This is a genomic window from Microvirga sp. KLBC 81, assembly GCF_003075415.1.
Taxonomy (GTDB): domain Bacteria; phylum Pseudomonadota; class Alphaproteobacteria; order Rhizobiales; family Beijerinckiaceae; genus Microvirga.
On sequence record NZ_QDAH01000094.1, the window covers coordinates 1 to 16326 of the forward strand.

Consider the following 16326-nt stretch of genomic DNA (forward strand, 5'->3'; position numbering starts at 1 on the left):
TCCGCATCGTCGAGGTCGGTGTCATAGGACCGGGCTGTCATGCCCCTTCAGATGGGCGCCTCCCGATTTTCCAGACACCCTCTAGCCCGCATACGCTCTGGGCAGCACAGATCGTATCAATGAGCGGGCACCTGACGCGCGCGATAATTGCGGAGCCTCTGCATGAGCCATGGCGGCACATTCGCCTTGACCCTCTTCCGAAGCCACCTGAACAGAGCGATGCGGTCGATATCGGTGAAGACGAGCTCGCGATAGCATTCGAGAGCCATATCGGCCATCTTGTCCACGTCCCATTCAGCGCCTTCCGCCTTGCGACAAAAGGCCGTGGATTTCTGGACGTTTACGATGTCGATCAACCCCTCCGCCACATACCGGTCAAGAAGCCGCTTCGTGATCACGTGCTTGAGGTCCACATACGTCGATCCATCGGGACGGCTCGACAGACTGACGCGATGGTCATAGTCGTCAATGACGATTGCAGCATGCGGACTGAGCTTGCTGGCGAAGTTGATCAGGTCCCGATCGATCCTTCCGTCGGCGTCAAGAACGAGGATATCGATGACGTCGGGGCATTGCTGGACGGCAAAGTCGGAACTAGATCCAGCAAAAATCTTGATGTGCTCACCAATACCTGAGTCTCGAAAATTGTTTCGGACGATTTCCAGATTGTCCCGAACATCGCCGTAGGCAGAACGTGATGAATAACGTCCTTCGAAACGGTCGACAGTGAAGACCTTAGGCTGCTTCCCGGCCGACAGCGCTCCAAGACAAAGACTGATGGTGCCAGCACCATGGGCGGTCCCAATCTCGACGATCGTATCGCCCGGAAATTGAGCTGCGAGATCGTACAGATCCCGATAGACTTCAAAGGGAAGCATCCCGTTGGCTTGAATGACCATTGAACGAAGCTTCTCTGGCTCTTTCATCCGGAGGTCCTCAGTTGACCTAAAAGATTTTTCGCCAATCCGTGCAAACGACGACTGCGATATGGCAACGTCACCACACTATCACTATACGGGGAATCCATATGCTTCCGAGGTCAATTCCGACTATCGAACTCCTATTATTATGAGCTACTCCCCATCAGGAGATCAGTTCGCCTGGTGTAGTGATCGGTGGCAGAATTCCCAAACGGCGGTGTTCGGAAGTCCTCCTAACGTCGAGCAGTGTATGAGAAACTTCGCTCAGCGCATTCACCAGGACCTGGTCGACCGTGTCTTCGGCATTGATCTGAACCACCTTCGTATCGGGATGAAATGATATTCGCAGAATTCCATCCTGCTTATGAGCGATCGCCGCCACATCCATGTCATTCCGACGGAGCTGCAGGACCTCGGGAGTTCCAACGAGCTTGATGACGAGGTCCGGCTGCGGATTTTGAGCAGGATCGTAACATGCTCGTTCCCAGCGGCTCAGCCAGCGGAGCAGTGCCCACCGATGCCCTGCATAATGAGCCAGGAGTGGACCGTCATTGTATCCTTCAATGGTACACTGCGGATATCGATCCGTCACGACGATCATCCCGCGAGACCGCGCACGGCCGGCGCGGTATATCTTCCGGCGCTTCTCGGCTGCCAGAGCAACCGCCCACAAAGACATTCCGAAATCACGTAGCCACGCTTTGAGCGGCTTTTTCACTGACGCATCGCCGCGCGGTTTCGAGGCTCCTCTTTCGGATCCACGTGATTGCCGTGCAAGCTGCCGCCGCATGACGATCAAGGGCCACCTCATCCAGCTGCTTGTCCCCTGCCCCGAACCCAAATACAGAGATAAGACATCGATCTTCTTCGAAAGAAGATGTGCCATATTCTTCGTAAGAGTCGATTTTCCGCTGCCGTCAGCTCCAAGAATCGCAACAATAATTCCGGCCTTTTCCGGCGCGGTACGGCGAACCGGGATATCGATCAGCCCTCGCCTCCGCAATCGATCCCCCAGCTTCAACGCTGTGGACGTTCCCCAACGTGCGAGCCAAGCCCGGCTTCGGCTACGATTACGAAACCTCTCGAGGTCCCCTGCAACGTACAATTCGCTCAACGCTTCCCCGTTGAGACCTTCCAGAAGTGTTCTAACGGGAGGGACAGATGCGGCTCCGAGAAGGCGCTCTGAAAGCGCACACACTGCCTTCAATGACGACCGCTCTCTCAACCATTCGTACTCCCGCACTTCCTTCGACCAGACGCGGCTCTTAGAACTGAGGGTGACGACTTCCTGGGCAGAGCGAAAGCGTGCCTTGATCGCAGTCCTCACGAGAAGGAGGAGGAGCTCATTCTCAGGATTGGCAAGGCATATTTCGGACCTACTGTCCAAAATCCTTGTCCGAAGCACCTCGCCTTCCCAAGGTAGATGGAAGCTCTTCACGTTCGACTCACCGACAATCAAGCGGAAGTGAGCGTGCACGTGAACGAGCTTCCCGGTACCTGGATCGAGCCCGAGATAGTCCTCAATATAAGGGTACCGCCGCATTCGGATTGGCTTGAACTCGAGGAACCCGGCGCTCGCCAATGCTTCGACGACGCTCGGCCGTTGCTCCTCGTCGAAGAGAACGTCCAAGTCCGTATTGCCCGCCAATGCTGCATCGAGATGCTCATTGCTTTTCCAAAGGCAGTAGCGGATGTCTCTCGATGCCATCTGGGCGGCAAAGCTCTCTACGATCTTGAGCTTCTGCGAAGTGATAGGTCCTTGGGACATTCGCCAGGTTCCTCGTAAATCTTCTTCACGCTAAGCCACGAGCCACCCACTCGCGAGATCAATTTCGAATATGCGCCCATCGTTCTTCTGGTCGGCCCCGTAGTCGGCAACGAAGAGGTTCATCGTGTTCCCGTCCGTCGGGTCGCTGCTCGGCGCCATCGTCAGCCCTTTAGGTGCAGGCTTCAAGCCTGTAGCGCTCGTATAACTGCTTAGGACATTCGTGGACCCGAGAAGCTGACCCGTATCGTCGATCATGAAAATCGTCGGCTTTGTGCCGCCGGCAACGAAGAAGACGGCATGGCCGTCACTGGTCGTATGGCTATAGGCGAGAGCTTCCACATCTCCGATGGCCGTCGGAAGTGCGATAGATGTCGCGTGGCCAGACGCAGATATTCCGTGGAGCCTGAGACTTATGCCATCCAGGAAATACAGGTTTCCCGCTTCATCAAAGGCAGGATCCTCCGTATCGGAAAGGCCAAGAGCTGCAGTATTGATCTCCCCGATTTTGACAGAAGGATTCAGAGGATCGACCCAGAAAATCCGCCCTTTATCGTCGTCCGTGATGTAGAGGTATTTGTTGACCGGATTGTAGGCCAGCCCGGTCGGCTCCTTCGTAAAGTTCCTCATGCTATACCAGTTGAAGCTGCCATCATCATTGAGGCCCAGTAGATTCGTCGCACTGAAGTACGGGGTCTCATCATGCTCCGAATCTGCAATGAAAAGGGTACCGGGGCGGCCCCCGGTTCCTGGTACATATGCCAGTCCCGACGGATCTCCGCTGCCATAGCCGGACGGATCTCCAAGCTTATATTGGGTTGTATCGTAAATCTTCACGACCGTGGCAGGAAGATCATCGTCGACAATGTCAGCCGTTCCCGTGAGGTTTTCTGTGCTTACCGTCGCGTTCGCGGCAGAGTTGATCTTGACACTGAAGAACTCCGCGCTTTCCAGAATCTTGTCGTCGACCAGATTGATGGTGATGGTTTTGGATGTTTCGCCTGGACGGAAACTGATCGTCTTGTTCACCTGAGCAACGTAGTCGCTTCCGGCCTTGGCAGTTCCATCGACAGTCGAGTAGTTTACCGTTACCGTCTGAGTTGACGCTTCACTGAGAGTCAATGTGAACTTGATCTTTGTATTTGGGCCTTCGATCTGTGGATTTGGTGAAGCACTGGAAATCGACACGACCGGACCTGTTGAAGGGGTATCGTTGTCAACGATCGTTCCAGTCGCCGTATTGTCGGTCGAACTGACCGACGCATTGGCTGCAGAAACGATCTTGACGCCAAATGTCTCCGTTGATTCGGATGTGGTATCCTCCAGAAGATCCACCGTGATTGTCTTGCTGGTCTCACCCACATCAAAGGTGATGGACCCATCGTCGACCCCGACGAAGTCGCTGCCTGCCAGCGCTGTCCCATTGACGGTTGCATAGGAGACAGTCACCGGAGACGTCGCCGCCTTGTCCAGCGTGATGGTGAAGCTGATCTGTGCTCCTGCTCCCTCCGTCTGCGGATTCGGGGTGCCGCTGAAGATCGATACGACAGGTGGTGTAGGCGGCGGTGGCGTATCGGACAACGTATAGTTGACCGTGAGAACCGGTCGTATGCTCCCCTCCGACGAAGAAATCTTCCATGAGTCGGTGCCGCTGCCCTTGAAAACCCAGCCATAGTTAGCCGCGCCAGATGCCCAAGATGCCACACTGCTTGTCACGTCGAAGTCGCGGCTTCCAACGACAGTCGGTCCGGTGACGACATCGGGAGACGCAGCGGCTTCCACGTCATCGAGCTGAATCCCATTACCGAGCGAATTCCAGGTTGAACTCTCCGACCAAGCGGCTATCATGCGATACAAGGCGCCACCTTGATTTGACTTGTCAGTTGTTTGCAGAGTCAGGGTGGCGGAGGTGATAATCGCTCCCAGTGGAATCTGCCCGGGATCGGAACCAAAGAGATTGGTGAACGCGAGCAGTATTTGCTCCTCGGAGTCCTGGCTAAAATTCGTAGTGATCTCCATTGCCGTGCCGTACGATGTATTCGGCGAGACCTGCTTGAGCTTTGTATCGATCGTTCCGAAGTAGCCATCGACCCCTTCTTCGAACCTTGCGGTAACCATGTGCGACCTCCATAGATGAATCGCCACGCGCAACTGGCCTAGTCTCCTTGAGACACGTCCGCCCTCGCTACTCGATGAAGACACCTGGGCATTCGGCGCCGATATGGCAGGGCATGTTCAGGAAGTGACACGAGAGTGGTGTCGCATACGAAGCGTCGATCACAGTCCTATCCGTGTCTCCTCGTTATGTCTGGCAATCACTCCATCAATCGACCTCCCTTGGTCCAGTCTTGCGAATGGCCTAAAAATTCCGCCTGGGTACAGTGACCGTCGGGACATCGCCCGGCAGAACCCGATCATTCGCCCTGGCTTTAACCGGTATCGTCCTTTCCTCGATGTCTTTCCGCAGGATGGAAAATGCCAAACCATCGCCGATCACGTTCTCATTCTCAGACGCATTGGCACTGGTATCCAATGCCTTGCCAGGATCCAATGAATCTCTGGCTGCCCGACGAAACGCAAGCGTCTTGATTACCTTTTCGAGATCGAGAAGCTCCTTCTCGATCTCGGTCGCTCTTGTTTGCGCAGCTTCTGCAGCCGTGGACTCGGCCCGGACGAGTTCGGACCGTGTATTGGCATGCGGGACGATCGCAGATCGCAGGCTGTTTTGAAGACTCGTCAGCTGGTTATCAACCGATATGAGATCCACACGTCGTATCAGCCTGCGATCGAGGAGTGACTGAAGACGCTTGTATTCCTCTTCGACTTTGGAGATGGCGGCCAGAACCTCCAGTGAGTGGTTCTTCAAACCGTCCATTTCCTCCTTGTAGTCCGCGATCTGCTGAGCGGCTGACTTCTTCTGATCGGATAAGCCCTTTCTCCGGAGATTGAACGTGGCCAGTTCACGCTCGGCCAGATCCTCCTGTCCAGCTCCTTTGAGCATCGAGGTCAGTTGACTCGAGATCTCGAGCTTTTCTTGATCCGCCTTTTCCGCATTCAACCTTTCCCGGCGGGCCAGAGCTGAGAGGTAATTGACTGTGGTCTTCCCCTCCTTCTCGTAATAATCCACTGGCCGGACGACCTGATCAAACGTGTTTTCCCGCAGGATCAACGCTAGAGGTCCACCCGACAAACCGATCGCATCGAGAACGGTCAGTCCGATCTCGTATTTGTGACGGCCCGGATTGTTCACTGCTCCGAGGACGGTGATCGAACGGTAGTCAGCGACGCTCACCACGATCGGCGCATTACGAAGATCGATCTGCTTGGCGAGTTCCACGCGCAGCATGGATTCGATCGCGCCTAATGTTCTCCCTGCCACTGGGATCCGACCAACGGCTGGGCGCGAGATCTCGTCATTAATGTCCACGCGCACGTCGCCAGAGTGTTCTGGCCACTGGTATAAAGTTACGTTCAACACGCCCGGCTGAACGGCATATTTGGTGGGTTCGGCGGCATTTCCTTTCACAGGCACCGCTAAGATCGCGACTGTGACCAGAAGGGCCTTTAGGAAGGAATTGCGACCATTGATTCTCTTGGAATCGTACAATTCTAGTCCTGTCATCTCATTTCTGCATCTGCTTCACAGAGAGTGGATAAACCGCGTAGCCTGTGTTCCCATGGGCGCTGCCTGCGGACGTGAAGCAGATTGCGGCGAATTTTGCGTCATCATGGCACATCCTTCACGATTGAGAAGGGCGGCATGTCGTACTGCTTTGAAATCTTAAGGGGTATGGGAGCCCTGATCGCGTTACCGCGAATGACAAAGTGACTTACCAAATGTTCGATCGAACCTGGACGATCCTTGAGCTCGACCGGATCGTACAGCTCGATGCCAACCGTCTCGCTGTCGATGTCGTTGCTATCAATAACCAGAGCCTTCGAAGCGCCACTGACATGATCGGAGTAATAGCGGATCGCCGGCTTCCCCGCCGACGAGATTCCCAGGATCCGGTTGCACCGCACTTCGCCCGAACTGCGGATCGAGATTCCATTGCCGTCGCGGGTTCCGGCGATCGTATTTCCCTCGACCAGAGAGTCTTCTGTTTGCACGTAGATGCCGTGCGTAAGGCCCTTGGATGATCGAGCGCCTGAATTCTCAATGTAGTTATCGAGGATCTTCAAGCCTTGATGATCAACCCCGGCCTCATATCTTTGAGCTGCGCTGATTCCGTTTTCGCCAGCCCCGACGATCCGATTTCCCTCAAGAACAACGTCGCTACTGCTCCCTGTCGAGCTCAGCCGTATCCCTGTGCCTTCCACATCAGCAATGTAGCATCCTTGCACCACGACACCTTTGACATTGCGGATGACAATACCATCGCCTTTGACGCCCTCGAGCCGGCAGTTCCGAACTAATGAATAGTCCCAGCTTGGCCCTTCAAGGAGGAGTGTCTCCTGCGAGACGACATCGGTCAGCACCCTCTGAAATCGCGAGGGATCGTATTGCGGTCGTGACGCACAGTTGATCTGGTCCTTATCTGCGCGTGGCGGGCTCTGAGCCAAGCCCTGCGAGGACAACATCAATACGAGCAGACCCAGGGAATAAGGAACTCGCATGCGCACAAGCTTTCGGTCAGACGAAACTGCGAGACACATCGCAAGCATCAACGGCTGCGCGCCTCAATCTGTGAATTGTAATTGGGAACTCTGGTGTGACAGATTGCAATTCGTGAGTAGCTGTTTGGGATAGTTCCTTAAACCTGCATCAAGACTTAGTCTAAGGAAGCCGCCGAAGCAATTTTACGCGATCCGGCACCCTTTTTGTAAGGCCGATAATGGAATTCCTGTTCGGGAAAGCTCATGTCTAGCACTCATAACGCACAAGATCCTCGTGAGCATTCATCCGCCGGTTCCCGATCCCTCACTGAACACACGCTCCACGGCGTCTTCTGGGTTTTTGCCGGCACCACCGCGCAATCTCTTCTGAAGGTCTCCGTCACCATCGTTCTTGCACGGCTGCTCTCGCCCATAGAGTTCGGCATCGTCGGTGCAGCCTTGGTAATCGTCGGATTCTGTCAGATCATCAGCCAACTCGGTGTCGGTCCCGCTGTGGTTCAGCGCCATGACCTGACAGATGGACACGTGAAGGCGGCCTTTTGCATTTCCGTGACGATGGGCATCTGCATCGGTCTTCTTGTCTACTTCGCAGCGGGATCCATCAGTGCGTTCTTTCGAATACCTGAACTGGAGCAGGTGGTCAGGGTCCTCGCTTTCCTATTTCCCATTGCCAGCCTCGGAGTTGTTGCCGAAGGCGTCCTCCAGAAGAACATGCGGTTCAAGCAGCTTTCAGGAATCGAGGTGTTCAGCTACGCCGCAGGATATGGGCTGGTCGGGATCGTCTGTGCATTGGCAGGTCTCGGAATCTGGGCCTTGGTCATTGCACAGCTCGCCCAGATCTCCCTGCAGGCTGGCTTTCTCCTGAAGTTCGGCTCTCACCCGAAGGGCATCCGCTTCGACAAACGCGCGGTCGGGCAACTCCTGCATTTCGGTACCGGATTCTCGCTGGCAAAGGTCGGGAACGCGATCGCGATCCAGGCTGACAACCTGGTGGTCGGCCGGTGGCTCGGAGCAGAGGCCCTTGGCAGTTACGGACGCGCCTACCAGTTCATGATGCTCCCGACGAACCTATTCGGAAAGGTTGTCGACAGCGTCCTCTTTCCCTCGATGGCCAGCGTGCAAAACGACCCCGAACGTCTGGGCCGCGCCTATCTGACGTCTGTCGGCCTTGTCGCGATGGTGACGATCCCCTTGAGCGGGCTTTTGACAATCCTGGCGCCAGAGATCGTTGTTACCCTGCTCGGAGCTCAATGGTCAGGAGTGATCGCTCCCTTTCAGATCCTGACCATCGTTCTCGTATTCCGGACCAGCTACAAGATGAGCGACACGCTCGTCCGTGCGAAAGGAGCAGTGTACAACCGGGCTTGGCGACAGTGGATCTATGCCATCCTCGTCTTCATCGGCGCCTATCTCGGCACTTTTGCTGGACTTCGGGGCGTTGCAGTGGGAACAGGTCTTGCCATCATCCTGAACTTCCTGCTGATGCTTGACCTGAGCATCAAGCTCACCAACGTCTCCTGGATGAGTTTCGCGAGGGTTTTCGCCCGACACACGCTGATATCGTTACCAATCCTGGCTGGATCCTGGGCCTTCGTGCTGTATGCACGTCATTACGGCATTCCCAGTGTCCTGGTCATCAGCGGCACATTGCTCGGTTCGGCCATTGCTTTCCTCGGATGGTTCATCCTCTTCCCAGGAACATTCGGCGATGAGGGCCGATTCGCGATGCAGATCATCGGCAAGCACCTGCCGCGCGGGCGGTTTCCCTTCCCGAAACAGAGACCAGCACTGGAACCGTTGCCGTCCGCCGCTTCACCGGGAGTTCCCCGGATTGGAGACGAGTAGCTCCATGAGTTTGCATCAGTCACCCTCGGAGCAGGCGTCCACGTCCAACAATAGCGGGTGCCGCCCTGGCCTGTTCTTGACCAGGAGCTTGTCCCCGAAACCGGTTCGCGTGTTGGAATTCATAGGAATTCCGGCCAGTGGCAAGACGTCTCTTTTCCAGGCTTTGCGGCGCATTGCTCCCGAGGCCGAAAGGTCTCTGTTGGGACCAGATTATCTGAACACCCTGGATCCTCGCTCATACAGCCTTGGACATCTCAAGTGGCGCCCCGTTCCGGAACTGTTGGCTAGCGCAATCTTGTCGCCCACGCTGCATTCTCTCCTGATAGCCCATGCCATTCAGGCCTCGGGCTTGTCGCTGGAAATTCTTACGCAGCTCAGCCGATGCAGCCGGCTTGCGCGCGCACTCTCCTATGTCGAGCGGGAACTTCGTGGCCCGGAAGCGCTCATCCTGGATCAGGGGCTTGTCCAATATCTCGGGTCAATGACAGTTCCCAGTGAGAAGGTATCACTGCCCGTCAGCCGGTCTGCCATGCTGGCTCTCGTCGAGAACCGGATCGGTGGATGGGTTCATATCAGGTGCGACGTCGACACTTCAGTTGAGCGGCTGTCGTCACGGAAGAATGGCCGCAGCCGCTTCGATCCCGGGAACGGTTGGCAAGTCGCCCGATCAGCAAGGAAGCTCGGAAGAGATGACCTCATTCGCATGGGCCGGTTTCTGGATCAGTCCGCGAGCATTCTGGAGGAAAGCGGATATCCAGTGCTCCAGTTGTCAGCCGCTACATCTCCAGACGCAAATGCCGTGGCGCTCCTCAAGTGGATGAGGAGAAACAGCTTCTATTCCTGAGGCGGAGCGGTGAAATCCGGCACGCTTTCGTCCCTCTCGAAAGTCCTTGAGACATGCGCTGGACATTCGCCGGGAAATGGGAGCCTTAAGCCTCCTCGACGCTGATCCGAGCCGGCGTCCATACGCTGCTCCGCTTTCCACGCAGCACGTTGATCACACCGACCATCATTGCGGTGTTCCCCATGACGATGAAGAAGGGCACGGAAGCCCAGGACCCGACTCGCCCCTTCGCACGCCATCCGATGAAGGCAAGCACAAAGAACAGGATCTGCAGTCCAGCCGCGAGAACATAAATCCATCCTTCCTGCATGGTCATGACACTGACAAAGACAAGCAGAACCGCAAGGAAGGGCACGAGGCGTCTCAGGGCCTTGTGCGAGAATAGCTGGAGGGCATAGAAGCCAGTGCGCCCGGGGTTCATCAGGCGCGCCATACTCATGAGGCCTCGCCATCCTCTCTCCGTCGATCGTACCCTGCGTCCGAACTCCGAACCGGTATGGTTCGTCACGGCCTCGAACACCTGTGCTCCCGGTTCGAAGACGAGCCGCTTTCCCTCGTCCACAACCCGTAGCGAGCTGATCAGATCGTCCGCGACCGCGCTCGGAATCGGTTTGATCAGCGAACGTCTGATGGCATAGAGAGAACCCTGAGCCGAGACGGCTCCCGCAAGGGCGCTCTCGGCCTTCTTCAAAGCATGATCGTAACGCCAGTAGAGTCTCTCGCCTCTCGCCAGCCAACTTTGGCTTCGTTCCGGAACGCCCAACGAGCCGCATACGCCGCCAACATCCGGATCGGCGAAGTGATCAAGAAGCCTGACGATGGCCTGTGCCTCTATCGTGCTGTTGGCATCCGAGAAAATCACGACATCGCTGTTGATCTCGGACAAGGCCTGATTGAGTGCGAAAGCTTTCCCGTAATGCTCCTTCACCTCGACGACTCTCACGCCGCGCTGTTCATAGCCATGCGCTATGTCCGCTGTTCCGTCCGTTGAGCCGTCTGATGCGACAACGATCTCAAGTGTATGAATCCCGGTTGCCAGGGAGAGGGCGTTCTCGATTTTCTGCCCAATTCCTCCAGCCTCGTTGTATGCCGCAATCAATAGCGTCGCACGCTGGGGTACCGGTGCAGGGTGTTCACGCCGCCTCCCTGCCAGACGGGACAGGCCAATGATCATCAGTCCATAGCCGATATAAGAGTAGAAGATGATGCCAACCAAGATCCAGAATACGACAGTCATGTCTTCACCTGTCCCGCTCACCGTTCAATCCCGGCTTCCATTCGGTGCGGACCCGCGCTCTTCGTCATTCAGCAGTGCGCGGACTGCAATCGCCAAACCGATATAAACCCAAAGGTATTTGTTGAATTTGCTCGATAGGTAAAACATTTGGACGATGATGCTCACGAACGAGAACATCAACCCTTCCGACAGCACGCGTAGCTCTTCTGAGCGAGCATGGATCGAAGTATAGCGGAAGCTGAGGAATGACGAGAACAGCATGCCGACATAGGCCATACCGGCAAGGAGCCCCGACTCGACAGGATACTGCAGGTATTGGTTATGGAGAGGCCGCAAGTCGTATCGTCCCGGAATGAACCGGTATTCGAAGTCTCCATAGAAGATCGGAAAATTTCCGGCGCCGATCCCGGTGAGAGGATACTTGAGCAGCAAGTCCAAGCCGATGATGTGGTAACTCAGCCTGCGAAGAAGAGTGCTGTCCCTCTGAGTCTCGGTAAGGGTCGATATCTTGTCCCAGAATGCATCCGGGAGCAGCGGCAGCATGATCGTTCCTGTAACGATCACGCCCACAACCATGAAGACGATGCCTTTTTGCCGGCGCATTCTCCACGCGAGCCAAGTAAGAAGGAGAACGAGGGTTACAGTCGCGCTACGTGTCAAGGTCAAGGCAATCGCAAACGTGCCGATGAGGGCGGTCGGGACCGTATAGAGACGCCAGCGCGAGGCTCGTGCGGCAAGGCAAATCGCCAGGCTTGTTCCGCAAAGGAGCATCGTTGCTGCCATTGTAGCGCCTTCGAGAGATCCTCCGCTGGACCGAACAGTATCCTGCCAGCTCGACCTCTGGTCCGACAGTTGGGACGAGAAAGTCGCTCCTCCTGCTCCCCAATCGTAGAGTACGAACAGTGCCGAAACCAGCGTCGACACAACGATTGCCAGCACGATGAGCTCAAGCCGCTTCTTATCGGTGGTCAGCCCTGACACCAGAAAGACGATGAGAACGACCGCCAGGAAGCGCCGCACCTCGTCTGTGGCCATGTGAGTGCTTCGTGCGAACAGGACCGAGATCATCAACGCTCCCGTGAGAACGATGACGAAACGCGCGATGTAGGGCTCGTTCGTAAGAGATCGATTGATGAACCTGAGCCGGTACTGGTAGAGCGCCGCACCGAGGGTGAGAACGGCGAGGAATTTGATCGGAGAGTCGATCGACAAGGCACTGAAGACGACGAGGGCCAGCGCATTCAGCTGAGCGAAGAAGACAAGGGCGAGCAAGCCGAGGAACGGTCTCTTCAGGAAGAAGGGCGCGGCGACGATTGCGCCCGCTGCACCGGCGGCGCCCATAAGGGCCATCTCGCTGTTCCCGGACAATATGACCAGCGAGACCGCCACTGCGGCAAAGAGCACCAGGGAAACCGCAATCAGCCACCCGCGGATCGAGGGCTCTGGCGATCCCTCCCCTGCCTTCAGTCTCAGCACTTCTGACATGTAGGCCCTCGCCAATGACCGATCATGCTGCGGGATGAACTATGGAGACCCCGTGAGTGTCACCGCGACATCCCGGTCCCCGACACGGACTTGATCGTCTCCGTTCGATTGACGGCGACAGGCATCAGCGTCTGGTCGACCACCGATTCCACGGCTCCCCTTCTGCTTATGAGCGCCTTGAGAGGAGGAAGGATCACGAGCATCATTCCTGCCAGCAGAAGCGCCAGGATAAAGCCGGCGATGGTATTGCGGATGACCTTCGGTGAGTCGGGGTAGACCGGGGGCAAGGCCTCATTAATGATCTTGATGCGGGCCCCGACCGAGGAACCCGACAATGCGGGCGATACGGACATGCGGCGCAGTTCATCGATTTCCTGCTGCACCGCCGCGGCACGGGCCTTGAATGCGATGAACGGCTGCTCGCTTTCCGCCAAAGAGGTCAGCCTCTTCTGGAGATCGTCGTTCATACCCTGGCGCATCTGGATGCGGCGCTCAAGCTCCTCGAGCCGGGAGCGGGTTGTATAAAGTTCGTCGTCGATCTTCTGCAATGTCTCCCGCTGAACTTCGTTCCGCTTGCGCTCCTCGCTATAGGCAACACGAACCTTCAACTGCTCACTTTCAACGATATCTGCCGCCAACGCTTCCCAGCCTGCCTCGAGCGTTCTTGCGAGCGATTGGCGCTGGTCCTCTAGGGCCAGCGATCCCAGACGCTTCCGCAGGGAGAATTCTTCATCCAGGATCTGATTGAGCTCGTTCTGCTTGGCCGCAACGGCCTGTTCGAACCGCTCACTAATACGACGGGATGCGTCCGCAGCCTGGCGGCCGGCGGTTTCGACGTAGGCAGTGGCAAGGGCATTCGCGAAATCGGCAGCGGCTTGCGGATCCTCCATGGTGACCCTGATGCGCATCACCAGAGACCCCTCAACGGTCTCGACAGTGACCACGGACCGGTAATAGTCGACCCACAGATCCTGGTTGCTCCTCTGGCCTACAGGACTTCCCGAGTTGACGTAGGTATAGAACCCCTTCGCGCTGGCTACGACCTGACGTGCCAGATCGACGGCCTTCGCAAGCATCGTCGGGCTCTCCGGCTCCTGAGCGCTTCGCGACGAACCGCCATTGTGTGACACAATATCGATAGCGCGCAGCATGACGGCACGGCTATAGATCGTCTCGACAATTGTCTTGTTGATTGCGTTGAACTGGGTGTCCGTCGTTCCACCGAGAACACCCCTGACATACGACAGCTCGCTTGGCTCTGGGAGCAATGCGATATTGACGGTACTCACATATTTGGGAGACACCGAAAGAAGCGCCAAACTCCCGACAAACGAGAGAACAGTAACCATAAGAACGAACTTGAATACTCTCCAGCGGTGCAGAATCAGGATCCGAAGATACTCGTCTATTGTCATTGCTTGCAGCACCTTTGGCGGAATGCACTAAATTTCTGTTGGCATCTTTCGCAGTCACTCACGGACGCTCGGAGTTCTGCCAGCGATATTTCCTCCGATGACGAAAGGGCCAAATTAAAGGTTATCCGATTTGCCTGAGCCGACAAGCAACGACTGAGAACACGGCTCAACTCTTCGGAGGCTCCTCCAAAGAGGTGTCTGTCGTATTCAAGGCCTTCAGCGTACACGCTGCCGAACCAACATCCGCCTGAAAATCATTCTGTGTTGCAATGGTTTAGGATCCGGACCGCATCCATATCGGATTGCGGAATTTGGTTCTCCGAAGCCTATGAAGACCAATCGGACCGACTGCGCCTGGCATCCTTGATCAGTCACGGTGATAGAACTGTGTCCTGCGCTGAGCGCTCACATGAAAGCCGAGATGAGTAACCCCCAGATCAGGGTGTTCGCGATGATGATAAGGGCGATGCTGGCCCACAAGGGCCATTTGCTGGTCTTGGATGCAGGACGTGCGGAATCGGCCGGGATGGAATGTGTCCGATGAACGCGCAGGCTTGCCTCGCCCCATGCGCTGTTCTGTTGATGCACCGTCATTAGCCCCTCCGCCATCCCATTATGCGCGACGGTCAATCGCCCCCCTGAGCGGCAGTCTTCACGCCAACGCAATCTGCCAAGGCTCCGCCAAATCTCGGACTAACCCTTTCGGTTTCCCCTTTGAGGGATACACCTACTCTCCAGTATAGTCATCGATATGTGACATTGCCAAGACAATTCTCGTAATTTACCATTTTATCTGTCTTCGGAAGGCAGTTATCGTGATCTCTAAGCAATCAATATGATTGCAAGCGATATATATAGCAACTTCACCTACATCACAAAGCACATACGTGCCGCTATCAACATAAAAGCTTAAATCTCACGTTGTGTCTCTTACGCACGAAGCTTTGTTGCAAGTAGTTCTCAGGCGCGCGGAGGGTGGGTAATGACTTCTATGCAGCGCACTCCCAGCAGTCGCACCCTGGTGGATCCTCTATCCACTGGCGTTCCTTGGACGCGCAGTTCAGAGAGGCCTAAGAAAAGAGGCAAAAAGCGCAAGACCGGAATGCTGGAATTCGGTTACCAGACCAACAATGAGACGCTGCACCGCGCATGGAACCTGTTCCTGGGGCTCTCCATCGCCCTCTTCTGCCTTCCGTTTCTCGTCATCGTTGCGGTCCTAGTCTATGTCGACTCCGGCGGTCCGATCATCTATCGCGGGGCGCGTTTGGGTCGGAACCGGGTCCCGTTCTTCCTTTACAAGTTCCGAACCCTCAAGCCTGAGGCGGCTGAAGTCACGAAAAATCAGGTGCTACCGGCCGGTTCCGGGCTCGAAACGCGCATTGGACGGGTTTTGCGTGAAACCCGACTCGACGAGATCCCCCAGCTCTGGAATATCATTCGGGGCGACATGAATCTCTTCGGCCCCCGGCCCGTTCGCGCCGAGATCGCGCAGATTTATGCGCAGCAGATCAAGCATTACGATCAAAGGTTTCTGGTGAAGCCGGGCATCGTTGGGCACACGCAGGTTTTCATGCCGCATGGGGCCTCCAAGAGGATCCGCGCCCGCTACAACAACATTCTCGTCAAACGGCCCGTAAATCCCGTCAAGGAAATCCTGTTTCTCGCCTTCGTCGGCAGCACGGCGCTGATGAAGCTGGCACTGGTCTTTGCCAGGGCTCTCGCCGCCATCCCGGCCCGCCGAACGCCCTCCGAAGAGCAGATCGGCTTCCACCCGCAAACGTTTCCAGGCATAAGCATTGAGCTCTGCGACCGCCACAACAAGGTGATTGCACGCGGAGCGGTAACCGCAATCAGCGAGGAATCCATCTCTTTCGTCACGGATTTGCCGGTTACGGAACAGTCGCTTGCGATCCGGCTGAGAAGAAACATCCGCGACGGAAAGGCCCGGCGGGCCGCCTGCATCGCACATATCCGCTCTCACCTGATCGATGGTCGGCAGAGCGCCCACGCCCCGAGCGAGCCATCTCCTCCGGCCTACGTGGCCACCTACAAGACGAATTCGGATTTCCAGAAGTATCTCATCGACACCTATTTCACGAAGTCTCGTTTCGCGGGCTTGAACTAGGTAGGGAACCCATACAAACCATTGGCCCCATTTAGGTTTGAACCTCCTGATTGAGTCTGGCTGATCAGGAGGA

At 56.1% G+C, this 16326-nt stretch carries 11 protein-coding genes; 2 read left to right on the forward strand and 9 right to left on the reverse strand.

Annotated features, from left to right (window positions below):
• Positions 1–116: 116 nt before the first annotated feature.
• From DC522_RS28670 to DC522_RS28690, 5 genes are all read right to left on the reverse strand, one after another.
• Complete coding sequence (locus DC522_RS28670; RefSeq protein ID WP_165820351.1) at positions 117–899, reverse strand: O-methyltransferase; 783 nt, start codon at positions 897–899, stop codon at positions 117–119.
• Positions 900–1083: 184 nt separating this feature from the next.
• Positions 1084–2688 carry a hypothetical protein gene (locus DC522_RS28675; RefSeq protein ID WP_116531947.1) on the reverse strand — a complete coding sequence of 535 codons (1605 nt, stop codon included), beginning with the start codon at positions 2686–2688 and terminating at the stop codon, positions 1084–1086.
• A gap of 30 nt (positions 2689–2718) precedes the next feature.
• A complete protein-coding gene (locus DC522_RS28680) occupies positions 2719–4803 on the reverse strand; it encodes a Calx-beta domain-containing protein (protein ID WP_116531948.1) in 2085 nt (694 codons plus the stop codon).
• A gap of 241 nt (positions 4804–5044) precedes the next feature.
• Positions 5045–6292 (reverse strand): polysaccharide biosynthesis/export family protein, encoded by a 1248-nt coding sequence (locus DC522_RS28685; RefSeq protein WP_165820352.1) that lies wholly within the window; start codon positions 6290–6292, stop codon positions 5045–5047.
• Between the two features lie 119 nt (positions 6293–6411).
• A complete protein-coding gene (locus DC522_RS28690) occupies positions 6412–7164 on the reverse strand; it encodes a right-handed parallel beta-helix repeat-containing protein (protein ID WP_165820353.1) in 753 nt (250 codons plus the stop codon).
• A 381-nt stretch (positions 7165–7545) separates the two neighbouring features.
• Between DC522_RS28690 and DC522_RS28695 the strand changes: the two genes are divergently transcribed.
• Positions 7546–9147, forward strand: coding sequence for a lipopolysaccharide biosynthesis protein (locus DC522_RS28695; protein ID WP_116531951.1), 1602 nt, complete (start codon positions 7546–7548; stop codon positions 9145–9147).
• Positions 9148–10076: 929 nt separating this feature from the next.
• Here the strand turns inward: DC522_RS28695 and DC522_RS28705 are convergent.
• The 4 genes from DC522_RS28705 to DC522_RS28720 all read right to left on the reverse strand — a co-directional run bounded on the left by DC522_RS28705 (position 10077) and on the right by DC522_RS28720 (position 14722).
• A complete protein-coding gene (locus DC522_RS28705) occupies positions 10077–11228 on the reverse strand; it encodes a glycosyltransferase family 2 protein (protein WP_116531953.1) in 1152 nt (383 codons plus the stop codon).
• Positions 11229–11252: 24 nt separating this feature from the next.
• Complete coding sequence (locus DC522_RS28710; protein ID WP_116531954.1) at positions 11253–12713, reverse strand: O-antigen ligase; 1461 nt, start codon at positions 12711–12713, stop codon at positions 11253–11255.
• Between the two features lie 59 nt (positions 12714–12772).
• The gene (locus DC522_RS28715) at positions 12773–14017 is read right to left on the reverse strand and encodes a hypothetical protein (protein ID WP_133239398.1); all 1245 of its coding nucleotides are present in this window, start codon (positions 14015–14017) and stop codon (positions 12773–12775) included.
• Positions 14018–14533: 516 nt separating this feature from the next.
• On the reverse strand, positions 14534–14722 hold the full coding sequence (locus tag DC522_RS28720; RefSeq protein WP_116531956.1) for a hypothetical protein: 189 nt from the start codon (positions 14720–14722) through the stop codon (positions 14534–14536).
• A 508-nt stretch (positions 14723–15230) separates the two neighbouring features.
• Here DC522_RS28720 and DC522_RS28725 point away from each other — a divergent pair.
• Entirely contained in the window at positions 15231–16253 is a 1023-nt protein-coding gene (locus DC522_RS28725; protein WP_165820354.1) for a sugar transferase, read from the forward strand.
• Positions 16254–16326: the final 73 nt, after the last annotated feature.

Coding starts and splice junctions, on each gene's coding strand:
- DC522_RS28720 (WP_116531956.1), bottom strand. CDS start 14,722: ATGACGGTGCATCAACAGAACAGCGCATGGGGCGAGGCAAGCCTGCGC.
- DC522_RS28725 (WP_165820354.1), top strand. CDS start 15,231: ATGCTGGAATTCGGTTACCAGACCAACAATGAGACGCTGCACCGCGCA.
- DC522_RS28710 (WP_116531954.1), bottom strand. CDS start 12,713: ATGTCAGAAGTGCTGAGACTGAAGGCAGGGGAGGGATCGCCAGAGCCC.
- DC522_RS28695 (WP_116531951.1), top strand. CDS start 7,546: ATGTCTAGCACTCATAACGCACAAGATCCTCGTGAGCATTCATCCGCC.
- DC522_RS28670 (WP_165820351.1), bottom strand. CDS start 899: ATGGTCATTCAAGCCAACGGGATGCTTCCCTTTGAAGTCTATCGGGAT.
- DC522_RS28705 (WP_116531953.1), bottom strand. CDS start 11,228: ATGACTGTCGTATTCTGGATCTTGGTTGGCATCATCTTCTACTCTTAT.
- DC522_RS28680 (WP_116531948.1), bottom strand. CDS start 4,803: ATGGTTACCGCAAGGTTCGAAGAAGGGGTCGATGGCTACTTCGGAACG.
- DC522_RS28675 (WP_116531947.1), bottom strand. CDS start 2,688: ATGTCCCAAGGACCTATCACTTCGCAGAAGCTCAAGATCGTAGAGAGC.